We start from the raw sequence: 17,028 nt of genomic DNA, 5'->3' as shown, positions 1-17,028 counted from the left end.
CCGGGTTTTCCGCTGCAATCCCGGCTATACACTCATACCGTCAGGTGTTTCAAAAAGCACGTCACACACTAAACCCGCACACCAATCACCAGCATATCATCAACCTGTTCCAGCTCGCCGCGCCAGCTTTCTATGGTGCGGCTGAGTGTGCGTTCCTGTTCGGCCATTTCAAGGCCCTGCACGCTAAGCAGCAGTGCTTTGAACTGGCTTGTTTTAAACTTCTTTCCCTGCGGCCCGCCAAACTGATCGGAGAAACCGTCGGAGAAAATGTAAAACGTATCGCCGGCCTGTAGTTGCAGGGTTTGCAGTTTAAAGTATTCCGGTTTGTCGGCCGTCCAGCTTCCTACCGAAATTTTATCGGGCTGCAGCTCGGTCATCTGGCGGCTGCGGAAATGCAGCAGCGGATTGTACGAGCCGGCATATTGCAACTCGCGCGTATCGGTATTGTATGCAATCAATGCGATATCAAACCCTTCACGCACGTGAAGTTCGTCTGTCTGATAACGCATTTTATCCGCCATGAGTATGTTGAGGCGGTCAAGCAGCTGCGCCGGTGTTTCGTGCTCATTGCCTGTTACCACCTGCTCCAGCAAATCGTTGGCCATAATGCTCATAAACGCGCCGGGTACACCATGCCCGGTGCAGTCGAGCGCAGCCATAAGTATGCGCTGATTCTTTTTGCGATAGAACCAGAAATCGCCGCTCACAATGTCTTTGGGCTTAAACATCACAAACGAATCAGGCAAATCGCGGCGCAGATGCCAGGCCGGAATAAGCATGGCATCCTGCAGGCGCTTGGCGTAGCGGATACTGTCGGTAATTTCTTTGTTCTTCTGCGCAAGCTCATCGTTACGCAGCGCAAGTTCAAGTGTACGCTCGCTTACTTGCGATTCGAGCGCCTCCTTCTGCTTCTTCAGTCCGCGTGTGCGCACACGATCAAATCCGAAAATCAGAAAACCCACCAGCAAAATCATACCGCCATAAAATACAGCCGTTTGCCAGAAGGGTGGTTTAATGGTGAATTTATAGCGCGCAGGCTCGCGGTTCCACACGCCATCGTTGTTACAGGCACGCACCAGAAAGGTGTACTCGCCCGGCGGAAGATTGGAATACGTAGCTTCATTTACATGCGTCGGCACCGGCGACCAGTCGTTATCAAAGCCTTCGAGTTTATACTGATAACGCACTTTGTCGGGACTGGTTAAACTGGTGCCGGTGAAAATGAAGGTGAGGTAATTCTGATTATAGGCAAACCGGTTTTCTTCCGGAAATTCTGCATCGCGCATAAAAATGCGCAGTCCGGAAACAGATACGACCGGCTCAATGGTGTTGCGGAAATTTTCCTTCGGACTAAACCGCACCGCACCCATCACAGTTCCAAACCAAAGGTTACCATCACGATCCATGCACACCGCATTCGGGTTTACTTCCGTACCCGGAAAACCTTCGTTGCGGCCGTAGTATGAAAACGTGGTATCACGCGAGGAAAGGCAATCAAGTCCGCGGCTGTTTCCGATCCAGATGTTGTTCATCTTATCGGCAATAATAGCGTAAGGCGATTCAGTGGAAAGTCCGTTTTTGCGGGTGTAGTTTCTGAATGTGCGCCCGTCATACGCATACAATCCGCCGCCGTAAGCACCAAACCAGAGGTTGTGGTTATTGTCTTCGCTAATGCAAAGAATAAAACGATGCACAATACCGTTGCTTTCATCGTAACGGGTAAACGTGCTGCCGTTATATACTGAAAGATAACCACCCAGCGACCCGAACCACAATTGTCCGCGGCTGTCGCAGAAAATACGATACACGTTGTTGCCTCCCAGCCCGTCGGCAGTGGTAAAATTGCGTACTGCTCTGGTATTGGGTGTTAAACGGGATGCGCCGTTGCGTGTACCAATCCAGATATCACCATTTCGGTCGGAACTGATTGCATACACCATATTTCCGGTGAGGGAATCGGATATGCTGTAGGTTTCAAGTGCTTCGCTGCCGGGGGCAAGTTTACTTACTCCGCCGCCATTGGTACCTGCCCAGATATTACCGGCTTCATCTTCGTGCAAGGCAAGCACGGCATCGCTGCCAAGTCCGTCGGCCGTGGTGTAGGTGCGCAGCGTAAACCGCTGATCGTTATTATCAGGCAGCGTGTAAAAACTCATTTTTACCAGTCCGGCATTTGTTCCAAGCCACACATTGCCCAGCCTGTCGGTACAGGTGGCCCACACAATATCATTGGGCAGTCCGTCCTGCCGGTCATACAAGGTAAACCGTTCGCCACGATACTGATTCAGGCCAACATCGGTACCAATCCACACACTCCCTTCACGATCCTGTAAAAGACAACGCACATTGAAATAGCTCAATCCGTTTCGTGTGGAGTAGTTGCGCACGGCCGCTTTGTCAAGTGCCGAGAAACGGGCTTTGGAGTTACCCGGAGTTATTCGCGCCACACCTCCTCCGGCAGTTCCGGTCCACACATTACCCAGATTGTCGCCGCAAATGGCTTCCACAAAATCAGCTCCCATTCCGTCGGCTGTACTGAAACGGCGCATGGTAGTAAGCAGCGTGGGCGCATTGCGGGCTACAAACGTAGGCGGCAATTGCATCACAAGCACGCCTTTGTCGGCCGTGCCCACCCACATTTCCTTTCCGTTGTTGAGCAGGGCAAAACAGGTAATGTAATCGCTCACAAATCCACGGCCGGCATTAAGATCGGTGTAAGCTGCGGGCGAGGTAATGTCCGCTTTTGTATCGCAAATGGTAATGCCGTGATCGGTGGCAATCCACATATTCGAATTGGCATCAAGACAAAGATCATACACATTGGCGCTGGCTAATCCGTCTTTCTTATCCAGCGCATACATCTGGTTTTTGGCCACATCGTAAATGTAAATTCCCGCACCCTCGGTGGCAATCCACAAAAAACCTTTTTTATCTTCCGTAATCGCGGTTATGGTATGAAAGCGTGTATATTCTTCGAGATTCATGCTCTCGAATTTCTTCCGGTTTACATTATACCGCGTAACGCCACCGGCCCAGTGGCCAAACCACAAATCGCCGCGTTTGTCTTTATAGGCGGCAGTCACCCAGTCTTCAGCCAGCCCGTCGCGGCGGGTGTAATTGGTAAACGACTGCCCGTTGTATTTCGACAGTCCGGCCAGTGTGCCCACCCACAAATTTCCATCCGCATCCTGCACCATGGTTTGCACCTGTGCCTGCGCCAGTCCCTGCTCTACGCCATACGAAATAAAGCCCGAGGTTTGCGCCCTGAGCAGAAAAGCAGTGCATACACACAGCAGCAACACACTAACTCTGCCTGTACTTTGTAATTTCATTGGTGTAGGTTTTCTCATCTATTTCCAAACCATCGCGGTAAAAATACGTAGCTCCCCACCAGTAAATCACCGCGCGGAATTCTACTTTTTTCCCTCCGGGCCAGCTTACCAGCGTGGTTTTCACATCCGAAAAAATATCATCTACAAAAGTCACCACAATAGTTGGCGACGGCTGGTAGTGGAAAGTCCCCATTTGTACTACAGGCCGCAGCTTTGCTGCATTGGCATCGCGCTGCACTTTGGCTGCGGTTTCCTGCAGTTTTTTCACCTGCGCATCTTTCACCTGTTTGTTTACCTGCTGTTGTTTTTGTTGTTGCTGCTGTTGTTCGCGCACAAATTCGGCCTGTGCTTTAACTTCCGACTCCACACGCAAGGCCTGCACGGCCGAATTGCCTCGTGCAGTTCCTTTCATTTTATCAAACTTCTGCACATTCTGCTGCCTTTCGCTTTCGGCGGCCAGTTTAAGCAGGTTGTTTTCGTATTGTTTTTTTACCTGCTGGTTAGCCTGCTGCTGCTGTTCTTTTTCCTTTCGTTCGCGCTCAAGCCGCTGTGCCTCTGTTTCAGCAGCCAGAGCTGGCAGCACAGTGGGTGTGGGCGTAGCAGGTGTTTGTGCTGCCTGTTGTTTGCGCCGGGCTTCTTCGGCAAGCACGCGCTGTTCTTCTTCCAGCAGTAGTTTACGCTTGCGGTCTTCCTCTTCAATACGCGCGCGCTCTTCGGCTTCGCGTTGCAGCTGCTTCTGTCGTTCTTCTTCGGGGTTTTTAAAAAGCGTGGATGTAAAATTCCATTTCGGATCGTCGTAAAAACCTTTGTTGCCATCAAAAATTACTTTGGCAAATGGTTTTTGCGCAAACTGCTCCGTGCGTACACGCGGATCGTTGGGTACGAAGAACGGAATTTCGCACACGTAGTCGGGATAAATCCAGCCTTTGTCGCGGGGCACCCGCAAATCCATCACCATATACATCGGCACACAACCCGGCGAGGTAAAGTCGATCCGATACTGATGCCCGAGATCAACCGTAAATCTGAACTTCCCGTTACGGCCGGTAGTAAGGTTAAGGAGCGGGCGTCCATCCATGAATACACTCACGTTGGCACCCGGCAAAGCCTGCCCGGCTTTGGTAGCCGTGCCGAAAAAACGCATATCGCCCTGCGCAAACAAAGGCCACACGCAAAGCAACAGCAATGCTGTGAGCAGTGGTTTTCGGGCACACACGAAATGTAAACGCATACCGGTTTTGCGCTGTTGCGCAGGAGGTTTAACGCGAAAGATAATAAAAAGGTTGGCAACAGGATGCCTGCCGGCTGCTGTTTATGTAGCCTGAAAGCGGGCGGGGAATACCCAATGGCTTACGGATTGCAATAATCGCAATACATGGCATCCTGAAATGCCTTTCGCTGTGGCGGAATGCGTTCTTCGCGGTGGGTACAGGACGTGCAGGTGTATATATGAAACAGGATGCCGCGCGTTGGCTGGTTGCAAAGTTCGCAGGGCAGGCCTTCAATTGCAGCGGTAACGGCAAAGCCCGGTTCGTGGCAGTTCGGGCAGCGGGAAAGCACTTTGGCGGCCAGTTTATGAGCAGCAGCTTCAATCGCTTTCATGCGCGTGGGGTTGTGCATGGCCCGCATATCGGTTTCGGCCCAGGCGGTATGACCGAGCGAAGTAAAGGCATTTTGCAATGCCTCTTCTGTAAAAATGCCTTTGAAACACTGTGTGAAGTTAGTTTCACGATCCTTAAGCAGCAAAGCATGCAAGGGGAACCCAACCCGGCGGGCAAACGTTTTTAGTTCGGTGAAATTATTTACCTGCTGCCCGGCAAAATTGGTTTCTGTGGTGATATGCCTTGCTACAATGTGCCGGTTAGTTTGCCGTTCCAGCAATACAAGCCATTCTTCGTTGCCCGGCACCAAACCAATTACCGGATGCGGGCCAAAAGAGCCTTCGCTGGCGAGTGCAAGCGTGGCATCTGTTTTTTCAAAAGCCGCATAGCACTTTTGCAGCGCCGCTTCTACGGGTGTTCCGGTGCGTTCAACCTCACCCGAAAATGTACCGAACGCATCGGAATCTATCTCCACAACTTCGCAGCGCACGCCCAGATGCTGCTCCATTACCGGAGCCAGCACCTGCTCTTTGCCGTGCATGGTGGCAATTACCATGCGCTGATTTTTGTAAGGTGATTCAGTCACGATACAAAAATCACACAATCAGATTAAAGCGCAGATTAAAGTTGAACCGTACAGCGGATATTGCCGGCAGCCGGATCTTTACTCAGGTAAGCACGCATTTCAGACAGCCCGCGCTGAAGTTCGATAATACGCTTTGCATGCTTTTACATTACCCAATGAGGCAATAAGCGCAGGAAGCTGATTCATTGTCATAGCTGACCGAAAAATACGAATTCACTGCCGCTCATCGTTGTTTTCTGTCGTTTCAAGGAACAGCGCATTGAGATTAACGCATAAAATCTCACCTTTGCGCAAAATTACCACGCATGAACTGGACATTCGACCTCAAAGCCATTGCCACCGTAACCATGGTATTGTTTGCCGTTATTGATGTAATCGGTTCCATTCCTGTCATTATCGGCCTCAAGCAAAAAGTGGGCGAGCTCAATGCGCGCCGTGCTTCGCTGGTTTCGCTGGCAATTATGGTTACGTTTATGTTTGTGGGTGAATTTATTCTCGGGCTTATCGGTATCGGGGTATCTGACTTTGCCATTGCCGGTTCGTTCATTCTGTTCTTTCTTGCGCTCGAAATGATTCTTGGCATTCGTTTATATAAAGACGAAATGCCTGCTACTGCATCGGTTATGCCGCTAGCGTTTCCGCTCATTGCCGGTACGGGTACGCTTACCACGCTGCTCTCGCTCCGTGCCGAATATTCAGAGCTGAGTATTCTCATTGCCATTGTTATCAATATCGGCATCGTTTATCTCGTACTGCGCAATATTGGCCGTTTGGAGAAAGTGCTTGGTGTAGGTGGTGTGGCCGTGCTGCGCAAGGTATTTGGCATTGTACTGCTTGCTATAGCGGTAAAACTGTTCCGCACACATGCGGGAATTTAAGAAGTTTGCTAAAAAGCATCGGGCATGATGAGGCGCAATCCTTTACCAGCTCTTATGAATTCGACCAGAGGTTTTTAAAATGATAGAAAAATCGTTCTACCAGTCGCAACTCCTCTGTAATAATTTCGGCATCGGCACGCATTTCCTGCCGGAATACAATTTCTTTCTGATACGTAGTCACGAGGCCCGAGGGTAAATCAACATTCACCTGATAAAATCCTTCTTTATCGGGCACAACAGACACAGAAGTAACCCGTCCTTTTAGAATTCCGAATTCATTACCGGGGTAACTTTCCAGTTTAAGATTAACCGTTTGTCCGGCCTTTACCTTACCTGATTTCAGCGAAGGCGTTCTCACTCTTGCCACAATACCGCTTTTCTGATCGGGAATAATTGCAAATATTAGTTCACCTTCAATTACACTTTGATTTTTGCTCCAGTAATTAATAAATGAAACCCGTCCCTGAATATCAGCCTGAAGCAAATATTTCAGTTCCCAGTCGCGCAGCGATTTTTTAAGTAAAAAATGAGCTTGCTGCAGGCTGTTCCGAAGCTGAACGTTTTCGCGTGTTTTATTGAATTCTGCATTACGGAGGTTCCGGTTATTGATGTTTTTATTTTCGCGAAGTTGTGAAAGCGCAAGGTTTATTGCTTTGAGCGAACGTCCGGCCTCAATAGCCGCAAGTTGTTTTTGCTCCAGCTCTTCGGCCGGAACAACGCCTTGTTTATGGAGTGTACGGTACCTGTCGAGATCCTGCTCTCTGAGTTGCATTTCTTTTTCGGCCAGTGAAAGCTGATTGAGCAAAGTGCTTTCCCGGCTGCTGAGCTCATACTTATTTTGCATGCCGCTGTAACTGTCGGCATCAAATGGCTGCAACCTGTCGTTTAATTGAAACAGAATGTAAGCAGTTTCAAACTTCGAGTAGTCTTCGCCAATTTCACCGAGGGAAAGGCCGGCACATTGCTCAAAAGGGAAATCATCAGGGCCTGAATTATTCAGAAGTAATTTCAGTTTGGCCACATCTGCATATCGGGCACTGTTTTCAATAACCGCCAGCGGAGTGCCCGGGCTCACAAGCTGATTATCTGTTACAAAAACAGAATCAAGTTTACCTGAAATGCGTGCGATTTCTTTTTGTGGCGGCGAAAGTGTGGTGATCACTGCCTTGGCTGAAATAATATCGGGATATTGAATAAACCACGAGAGCAACAGCAACATAATCAGCATACATGAAATAATGGCGGGTCCATAGGTCAGTACCGAAGAAGGCGGACGCCCGATGGCTTCGTTTACCGCCTGCCTGCCGGTTAGTTTTATCTGATCGGGATCCTGTGTGAGTTCTTCCTGATTTATCATTTTCCCAGTTCTAATTGATTTTTGATAAGGTTAAGGTAAGCCCCGCCAAGTTCAACCAGTTCGGTATGCGTGCCTTCTTCAATAATGCGGCCTTCGTCGAGTACAATTATTTTGTCGGCATTTTTCACCGTACTTAACCGATGCGCCACAATAATCACCGTGCAATCTTTCGTTACTTCGTTCAGATTATTGATAATTACTTTTTCATTATTGGCATCAAGCGCATTGGTCGATTCATCAAAGAAAAAAAGTTTGGGTTGTTTGTACACGGCCCGTGCAATGAGCAGACGTTGTTGCTGCCCCTGACTTAAACCAATGCCCTGCGGACCGATTTGTGTATTGTACGCCAGCGGAAGTTTTTCGACAAAATTTTGAATGTTGGCTACTTTCACCGCTTTAAGCAAACGAGCTTTATCAACCTGATCAGAGCTTTCGGCAATGTTATTGGCAATGGAATCGGAAAAAATAAATCCATCCTGCATTACTGCACCACATTGCTTGCGCCATTTATTTTTGTCGATAAGTGAAAAATCATAATCGCCCGTTTTAATGCTCCCGTTGACAGGCTCGTAATATCCGAGCAACAATTTGAGCAACGTGGTTTTTCCGCTTCCGCTGGCTCCCACTATAGCTACCGTTTTACCCTGCGGTATAACGAGATTAATATTTTTCAGCACCATGTCCGACAATTCATTGTACCTGAAAGACACATCTTTAAGTACAAGTGTGGAATCGTCTTGCATGAGTCCGTCAATATTCCCAAAACTTTCCTCTTCGGCTTTCATGCTGTACAACTCATTCATACGCGTAAGACTGAGCACTGCATCCTGTCCTTCCCTGAGAATATTGACCAGCTGAATAACCGGAACATTCAGCTGGCCGATAATGTATTGTACGGCAATCATCATACCGAGCGACATTCGTCCTGAGATTACTTCACTTGCGCACACGAAGATGATTAGAATATCTTTTAACTGATTGATAAACTGCCCGCCGAAATCCTGATAATTAACAAGAATGAGCGATTGAATTTTTGCTCTGAAAAGACGAGCCTGCACGCCCAGCCATTGCTGACGGCGTTTTACCTGACTACCCTGAAGTTTAATTTCAGGCATTCCACGAAGCATTTCCAGCACCGTAGTTTGGTTATAGGAGGCTTCCTGAAAACGTATGTAATCAATTGACTTCCTTTTTTTCATAAAGGAAGTAATCCAGAATACATACAGTGTAAGTCCGATAAGGTAGATTAAAAATATTTTCAGGCTGTAAAACAGCAATACAATTCCAAACACCACAAAACTGATCGAACCCATGATAAATGGAATGAAGGACTCGGACAGGAAGGTTTCAACCCGTTTATTATCCTCCATCCGCTGAAAAATATCGCCGGTATTTTTACTATCGAAAACCCTGAAGGGCAGTCTCATCAGTTTGGAAAGAAAATCATATACAAGTTGTATGGAAATACGTGAATTGATTTGTAAAATAATCCATCGCTGCATCACATTGATTAATGCACTAAATACAAAAAGCACAAGCTGTGCAATAAGGATAAGGACAATAAAACTAAGGTTGTTGGTAGAAACGCCCACATCAACAATGGCCTGGGTCAGAAAGGGGAAAATTAACTGTAGAATAACCGAAGCAAAAATTCCGATAAACAACTGCAGCACAAAACGCCGGTAAGGTCTGAAATAGCCAAAAAGATATTTCAGACCCAGCCGGGGTTCCTTTTCAAATTCAGCATCATAAAATTCGTTTGTAGGTTCGAGTAAAACGGCTATTCCTTCGCCCTGATCGGTTTCGAAAAACTTACTGAAATCGGCAATTGTGATTTTCATTTTTCCTGCTCCCGGATCGGCTATCCATACATGTGAGCGGGAAATTTTATACACCACTACAAAATGCTTCTGATCCCAATGAACAATGCAGGGCAGCGTAGCATGCTGCAATGTAAACTGATCGTCATTACTGATCGTGCGCAGTTTGACCACCATTGCCCTGAAACCAAGTTTTTCGGCAGCCTGATACAAACCCGCAAGCGAGACGCCTTCGCGCGAGAGGTACGAAAGCTCTCTGAGTTTCTGTAAACTGATGTCTTTGCCGTAGGCCGCACTTATCATTTTCAGACAAGTGGGCCCACAGTCCATCGAATCGTACTGACGAAAAAAAGGAAAACGGCGCATAGCTGTTTATACCTGGGTTGAATGTATTTCGGAAATTGCTTCACGCTGCTGGCCGAAAGAAAAATGGAATACCTCAAGGGCTTCCGCAACAGCATTTTCGTGACTGCTATGATGTTTATTCATTTCAAATTCCTCCACAAACCGGCTTAAAACAGGAAGGTACTGCCAGCTTTCGATGTCATTTAAAGCTTCTTTCAAAATGCCCAGTGCAGCCAATACCTGATTTTCCTGATAACCGTTGAGCATCAAGTTGCAAACAGCCGTTTCGAGAAGAGTTGTTTTACTCAACGTTTCGTTTTCATGTGCAGCATTTTGAATTAACTCGTTTACCTTTTCGAGTGCCTCACGACCATTTTGATTATCGCCAAGTTGAAGCAGACACTGGCAGGAGGTGAGTGCTACTTTTAAAAGCACATTCAACTCGCCAAGATCAACTGCTTCATCAATGGCCGTATTGATCAATGCTTCAAATTCGCTGCGGTTACCTTTTCCGGCTTCAATTACAGCAAGGCGGGAAATGAGTCCGATACGGTAATCAGGTGCCGGATTATTTTTCAGTTCATCTGTAAACAACGCTTCTGCTTCCGCATACCTGCCGAGTTTTGCAAGACAGCATGCTTTAAACCAGGATGTAGAGAGGAAGTAAAAGAGGTCATTGTAAACGGGTCTGAGCTTTTCGGCACGGGAGAAATAATCCAATGCCTTTTCAATATTGCCGAGACGGAAATTGAAATCAGCCGCGCATACCGTATATACATAAATCTGTCCGTGCTTGAGCTCAATTGCATCTTGTATTCCCTCTTCCGCACTTTTGAGCGCATTAATGATATCAAATTTGTTCCGGTGATAATCAATCCAGTGAAAAGTGTCAAACAACATAATGCGCGGCATAAATGACATGATTTCATCCATACGTTTATGCCACTTGCGGCTGTAGGCATACTCATTTTCCTCATCACCGGTGTACACCTGATGAATAGTGAGATTAAAAATTGAAAGCCTGTAGTCGGTCAGCCACACATTGTATGTTGTTTCTCCCTCAGCCTCCATTTTCCGGATTCCATCGAAAAGGAGCTGGTATGCAATTTCGCCATCACGCTCCACCTCCTCAAAACGCCCGGTATGTGCATATACATGACCGCGCACGTTATAGGCCCATGCAAGATGATAATTTCGCTGTACGTCGGATAACGATGATGTATTTACTTCTTCTACAAACTGATTGATCCATTTTTCGGCAGCCGGCATATCGCTGCGACGTTCGGCACAGGTAAAACAAATCCGGTAAAACAGCGCCATGCGCACATCGGCACGTGTTTCGTATTTCAACGCCTCTTCAAGATGATACATCAGATAATCATCAAACGGCGGATTGGCATGATGGGTAAACTGATAGAAATTGGCCGCGGAACCTACAAGTCCATGAACTTCTGCACGTATGGCATTATCAGTAAAATCAGGCCTTTCAAGTAATGCCACACCGGTTTTCATCACAGCCCGGAACGAAAACCGCGCATACGACTCATGAAGCTGTGCGCGTATTTCATTCAGTGGCAATTCACTGATGTGCTTTGCTGAAACCAGTTGATTGTAAATTGCTTCTTCCGCAGTAACCACGTCATAGGTATTCCAAATTACCGATGTGGTTTCGCCATCAGTCAGCTTGATGTGCTGTACATTCTCGTATTGCAGAAAACCACCCGCAAAAAACTGCACATCACCCTGATAGCGCTCCCAGATAATTCCGTTCACATCTTCCTTGTCGATCACATCGGTAGTAAAACCCAGATAAAGGCTCATTGACGAGGGGCTGTAAATCCGATAATAACTTTCAATTACACGAAGGCTTTCCGAATCAACCATACGGATATCCGGAATAATCAGATTAATTGTATTGCTCCCGATTAACTTACTGAGCAACGCAGCAAGGCGCTCAAACAAACCATACGGCACATTTAAGCGTGATTCAAATCTGGCGGAAAAGCTGGAAAATGCTTTCTTATCCTGGTCATTCATTTCCGATGCAGCTTCCGGATAAATAAATGCGTTCATTGCCGCATCAGCACGGAGTTGTTGCAACACTTCTTCTTCCCCGAAACGCTGTTTCAGGTAGTCGGTAAACATGCGCATACAATAAAACCCGGAAGGGAATTCTTTATGGGTATGCATTACAAACACATTGCTCTCGCGCTGCATGAATTCATGCAGGAAGAAATTAATCTGATGCTGAGCGCCTTGAATAACCTGTATCATTTGAATTATGTTTTAGCGGTTTATGTAGGAATGGATAATATTGAGGTGACTTATGCAGTCTTGCCGTTGTTCGGCAGCGGAAAGAATTTCTTTGATTGCCGAAGCCGAGCGCATGGTGAGTTTTTCTAAATCATGAGGAGATAACTTCGAAAGTATTTCCACCAGTTCGGGTAAAATACTCCACGAAGCCGTGTGATTGGGTAATGCTGCAGCCAGGTTCGAAACAGCATCGGGCAAATAGTTAAGCGGAATATCGCCGGTTTGGGCCAGCCCCAGATAGAGCAGCGCAAGCTCAGCCACCGGTGGCTTAAAGGGTAATCCGCTGAGTTCGAGCGTAAGCAGTTCGGCTGCTTGTGTAAAGGCTGAAGCTGCTTCGGAATTTCTTTTTGCATGTGTGCAAATACGACCTGCCTCCAGCAGTGTAGTAAAGAAAATATCCGAACCGCCATCATTCACGGCCAGTTCAATTGCCTCATTCATACAGGCATCCACCCCGGCCGTATCTTTTTGTATTCCGGCCAGCTGTGCATTTAACACAAGCAGCGCAATACGCTGGGCAGGAGTGTGCGTAAGTTCAAGCCGTTGTATTTGCTCAAGCCAATATGCAGCACGCGAATAATTTCCTGCACTCAGGTGCATGGATACCGCAGAATGAAGCAGATACAGCGCAGAAATTTCGGGATAGCTATGGCCTATCTGCGTGCAATACACATAGCTTTTTTCGTAATGGGAAGCCGCTTCATGAGCCATACCCATCCGGCTGGTAATTTCGGCCAGGCTTACTCTGAAGTAATAAGCAAGCACATAATTAAAACTTTTGCTACACAGCAACAATCCTTCCTCAGCATACAGTCTGGCTTGTTTCAGTTTATGCTGCCTGAAATATAAAGATTGCCATTCGGCTCTGGCAGAGGCGTGAAAAAAAGGCCAGCGCGCACTAAACGCCGTTTCAATTTCGAGCCAATGCTGCATGGATGTGTAATCTTTTTTTATGGCTGTAAGCGTAGCCAGATTTTCGGCAAGAATGGCTTTTGTAAATTCCAGCTCACGTACATACACCTCACCCGCCTCCACATCAATCTCGAATACTGACCCTATTGCTTCTTCATGCCGCGCTATTGCTTCTTCCAGCTTATTTTCTTTCATCAGCAGATAGCTATGAATGTTTAGTAACCATGCACGGGCAATTTTCAGCTTGTCGTTGAGCAATTCCGGCAATTCGGTATCGGCAATGCTTAAGTAACTGTAAGCACGTTGTATGTCATTTTTCCGTCTGCCAAACGTAACAACAAGTCTGTAGCAGAGTGCAATACGATGCAACAAACGGGTTTCGTATTGCAGTGCTTCAACGAAAATCTGGTGAAGAAAATCGGCAAGACGACTGTTTTCCTGCGTAAAAAAATGGCGGATATGTGCTGAAAGTCCGAGCACATGCAGTAATTCGGCACGCTGAGCGTGTGTTAGTTGTGAGAATATTTTTTCACGGGCACGCAGCCCGAGAAAGAGCGTATTGAAAAAGTCGTACTGCCTGAAACATCCGATTATTGCCTGATAAGTACGCTCAGCCTCTTCTGCGGAGAATGGCACATTTGCCGAAAGTCTTACAAAAGCCTCGTATTCAGGCGTGAGTTCGGGTTCGCATAATGTATCGTGTTGGGTTGCCGGCTGGCTGACAGCTGTTTCTGCCATCATTCTTAAATCAATAAGCTGATCAGCCGCTTCTTCAAAAGCATATACAAACGCCTGAAGCACAGTAACGGTATCGTGCCCGTAAAAATGACAAAGCCCGTTTTCATAATCCCATTCATCATCGGGCCATATCGGATTATATGCAATCAGTAAATCAGGAGATTCATCGCGGTGAAGATGGTATAAATGCTTAAGCAGATCCACACTGTTCACATCAAGCGTTGAAACGTCACTCACTACTATTCTGTAGGGAATCTGAGCATTGAATTCAATCATTAATGAGGCACAAGACTCAATCAGTGCTGATTTTGCAATCGGGCTATGCGCGTAATTTGAATCACACCGGGCCGCACAAAAATCGTTTTCACGCTCCTCTTCCTCGTTCATTTGTCCGGCAAGTTCACCATAAAGCAAACTCATTACCGACCGATACCTGCTTAAATAAGTCTCTACATGAACTTTACCTAATTCGGATACAAAAAAGCGAATCACTTCGCGAAACACAAGATGAGGTTGAATGAAATCAGCACGGTGTGTAATAAGCACAGCTCTTTTTTTATCAAAAAAAACGCTTAACTCGTTTATCGACTGGTTTCCAGCTGTTTTAATAACCTGTATCATCTAATTATATATAATTAATGAATAGTATTTTTTCGATCTGATTATAATATTATCCGATATACAATTGTTTTATTTATATTGTTTAGATAAATAATAAGAAGAGAATCATACCGAAACCGGTATGATTCTCCTGAAAAAAGTATTAACTCATTGCTTTCTTCACGCAACAGTGGCTGTTGTATGCACCGCCACCCATTACTTTCTTCATTGCTTCGATAGAAAGTGTTTGTGCAGGGGCTGAATTCTGCACTGTTTTCACAGCACTCGGCTTAATCTTAAACAGATTCATGATTAGAAATATTAACAAAATGCCTACTCTTATGGCTTTTCGGCTTCCGCCATGAGCAAAACGAAACCAGCCTGCAGCATTCCGGATTTACTGCATAATCACTGTGGAATTAATCCACCGTAAAGATTATTTTTTGACTGGTTACCAAATGATTACATCCGCATGCAGGAGAGTCTTTCTTTGATTGCCTGCTCACAAAGCGAAGATAATGTCATTGTTTTCCGTGATTCATGATAATATCAATAAATGGCCGCTTTTAATTGATAAGTGGGCTTATTTTATTAATAATTCATCTTTTTTTGATTTGTTATAATTAAATATATAAATCAGATAAATCCATAATATACGTATATATCAATCAATCGGTTTTAATTTCACCCAAACTAATTGAGCAATTCTTGCAGAAGGCGAATGAATATGTTGCATGTTGTATTAATTGAACATACAACCAGCAACAATCGTTTGTACGCACATATTTATATTTTATTATGGAATCAATGTATAATTTGTTGCCAGAAAGTTATCATTTGCTTCAACTCCTTAGCCAAAGTCTCCTGTTTCACCATATGGCCTTCAGGTGACACCCCAAGCCGCAAAGTTTGGGATCGGATTATCTGCATATATTCTCTTTTTTTAGCACACAAATGCGATTATCTTTATTGCAGCCTGAAATGCGGAAAAACCGTGCAAGGATAAACTGTGAACATCTACTCGAAAAAACAGCGATGGAAATGGCTGCTGCTGCTGGCGGCAGCCACAATTGTATCCGCATCACTCTGGTACACGAGTCAGCTTGTGCGCAAAATTGCCGACAGCGAAAAGCGCAATGTAGAACTCTGGGCCGAAGCCGTGCGCCGCAAGGCGCTTATGATGGAAGCCACCAGCCAGCTCTATGCCAAAATTGCCCGCGAAGAACGCAAAAAAGTACAGCTCTGGGCCGAAGCCAATAAAATGCTGCCCCAACTGCCCGACGATGATGTGGCGCTTGGCTTTGTGTTTGCGGTAATTGTGGACAATGAAACCGTACCGGTAATTCTCACTGATGATAACGGCAAAATTCTCCTCTCGCGCAACCTCGATCAGAAGCGTGAAAAAGACAGCCTTTACCTGCGCGAAGAACTTGCCGAAATGCAGCGGCAGCATGATTCCATCCCAATGGAAGTAGGCCCCGGAAAATACCACTACCTCTACTACCGCGATTCGGAAGTGTTTACCGAAATACGCCTTTCGTTTGAAGACAATGAACGATCGTTCATTAAAGAAGTAGCCGCCAACCCGGCTTCAGCCCCGGCCATTTATGCCGATTCGGCTTCCGGCCAAATTATTGCCTTCGGCAACCTCGACTCGGCAATGGTGGCGAAAGACTCAGCCGCCTATCTGGCAAAAATGCTTACCGTGCTGCAAAAGGAGGGCAACCGTATTGATGTGAATCTTGGCAACAAGAAAAACTATATCTGGTATATGGAGTCGCCTCAATTGAAACAGTTGCGCTACTTCCCCTATATCCAGTTTACCGTTATCGGCATCTTCCTGCTTACCGCCTATTTCCTGTTCAGTACCTCACGCCGCGCCGAACAGAATCATGTTTGGGTGGGCATGGCGAAAGAAACGGCACATCAGCTCGGTACACCGCTTTCATCACTCATTGCGTGGCTCGAATACATGCAACTCAAAGGCATCGACCCGGAAATTACCGTTGAAATAGGTCGTGATGTAAAACGCCTTGAAATGATTACCGAGCGTTTTTCAAAAATCGGTTCCCAACCTAAACTCAAACCCGAAAACCTTTCCGACGCCCTCGAACAGGCCGTTGATTATATCCGCGCACGCTCCCCGAAATCAGTAGAATACACGGTTGATACTGGCAACGGAATCATTGCCCCGCTCAACATCCCGCTCTTTGCATGGGTCATCGAAAACCTTTGCCGCAACGCGGTTGACGCTATGGACGGGCGCGGCAGCATTACGGTAACCGTGCAGGAAGTACCCGAAAAAGTAATCATTGATATTACCGACAGCGGCAAAGGCATTCCACGCTCCAAACACAAAACCGTGTTTGAGCCCGGCTTTACCACCAAACAACGCGGCTGGGGGCTCGGCCTTTCACTCTGCAAACGGATTATCGAAAACTACCACAGCGGCAGCATTTTCGTAAAACGCTCGGAGCCGGGCAAAGGAACCACATTCAGAATAGAGTTGAAGCAATAAGCAGGGTGGTTGAACAGATCAAAGCCAC

The 17,028-nt window shown here is 46.5% G+C and carries 10 protein-coding genes; 2 read left to right on the top strand and 8 right to left on the bottom strand.

Features of this window, described 5'->3' with window-relative positions; genetic code table 11:
* Positions 1-68: 68 nt before the first annotated feature.
* The 3 genes from IM638_00580 to IM638_00570 form a co-directional block, all read right to left on the bottom strand.
* Positions 69-3,332 carry a SpoIIE family protein phosphatase gene (locus tag IM638_00580; protein MCA6361507.1) on the bottom strand — a complete coding sequence of 1,088 codons (3,264 nt, stop codon included), beginning with the start codon at positions 3,330-3,332 and terminating at the stop codon, positions 69-71.
* Positions 3,304-4,563, bottom strand: coding sequence for a hypothetical protein (locus tag IM638_00575; protein MCA6361506.1), 1,260 nt, complete (start codon positions 4,561-4,563; stop codon positions 3,304-3,306). The genes IM638_00580 and IM638_00575 overlap by 29 nt, the downstream gene beginning before the upstream one ends.
* 119 nt (positions 4,564-4,682) lie before the next feature.
* Complete coding sequence (locus tag IM638_00570; GenBank protein ID MCA6361505.1) at positions 4,683-5,489, bottom strand: hypothetical protein; 807 nt, start codon at positions 5,487-5,489, stop codon at positions 4,683-4,685.
* Between the two features lie 335 nt (positions 5,490-5,824).
* On the opposite strand from IM638_00570, the gene IM638_00565 reads away from it, so the two are divergent.
* The gene (locus IM638_00565; GenBank protein MCA6361504.1) at positions 5,825-6,397 is read left to right on the top strand and encodes a MarC family protein; all 573 of its coding nucleotides are present in this window, start codon (positions 5,825-5,827) and stop codon (positions 6,395-6,397) included.
* A gap of 52 nt (positions 6,398-6,449) precedes the next feature.
* On the opposite strand, the gene IM638_00560 is transcribed toward IM638_00565, so the two are convergent.
* The 5 genes from IM638_00560 to IM638_00540 all read right to left on the bottom strand — a co-directional run bounded on the left by IM638_00560 (position 6,450) and on the right by IM638_00540 (position 14,792).
* Complete coding sequence (locus IM638_00560; GenBank protein ID MCA6361503.1) at positions 6,450-7,754, bottom strand: HlyD family efflux transporter periplasmic adaptor subunit; 1,305 nt, start codon at positions 7,752-7,754, stop codon at positions 6,450-6,452.
* The gene (locus tag IM638_00555; GenBank protein ID MCA6361502.1) at positions 7,751-9,940 is read right to left on the bottom strand and encodes a peptidase domain-containing ABC transporter; all 2,190 of its coding nucleotides are present in this window, start codon (positions 9,938-9,940) and stop codon (positions 7,751-7,753) included. Before IM638_00555 ends, IM638_00560 begins: the two co-directional genes overlap by 4 nt.
* Positions 9,941-9,946: 6 nt before the next feature.
* Positions 9,947-12,193: a hypothetical protein gene (locus IM638_00550; GenBank protein MCA6361501.1), complete on the bottom strand. Its 2,247-nt coding sequence runs from the start codon at positions 12,191-12,193 to the stop codon at positions 9,947-9,949.
* 12 nt (positions 12,194-12,205) lie between these two features.
* Complete coding sequence (locus tag IM638_00545; protein ID MCA6361500.1) at positions 12,206-14,302, bottom strand: hypothetical protein; 2,097 nt, start codon at positions 14,300-14,302, stop codon at positions 12,206-12,208.
* A gap of 343 nt (positions 14,303-14,645) precedes the next feature.
* Positions 14,646-14,792, bottom strand: a complete 147-nt coding sequence (locus IM638_00540) for a hypothetical protein (GenBank protein ID MCA6361499.1) — start codon at positions 14,790-14,792, stop codon at positions 14,646-14,648.
* A gap of 699 nt (positions 14,793-15,491) precedes the next feature.
* Between IM638_00540 and IM638_00535 the strand changes: the two genes are divergently transcribed.
* Positions 15,492-17,000, top strand: coding sequence for a HAMP domain-containing histidine kinase (locus IM638_00535; GenBank protein MCA6361498.1), 1,509 nt, complete (start codon positions 15,492-15,494; stop codon positions 16,998-17,000).
* Positions 17,001-17,028 lie beyond the last annotated feature (28 nt).

The organism is Bacteroidota bacterium, assembly GCA_020402865.1.
Classification (GTDB): domain Bacteria; phylum Bacteroidota; class Bacteroidia; order Palsa-965; family Palsa-965.
The sequence above is the reverse complement of the archived record's forward strand: the minus strand, read 5'-3'. Positions and strand labels throughout refer to the sequence as shown.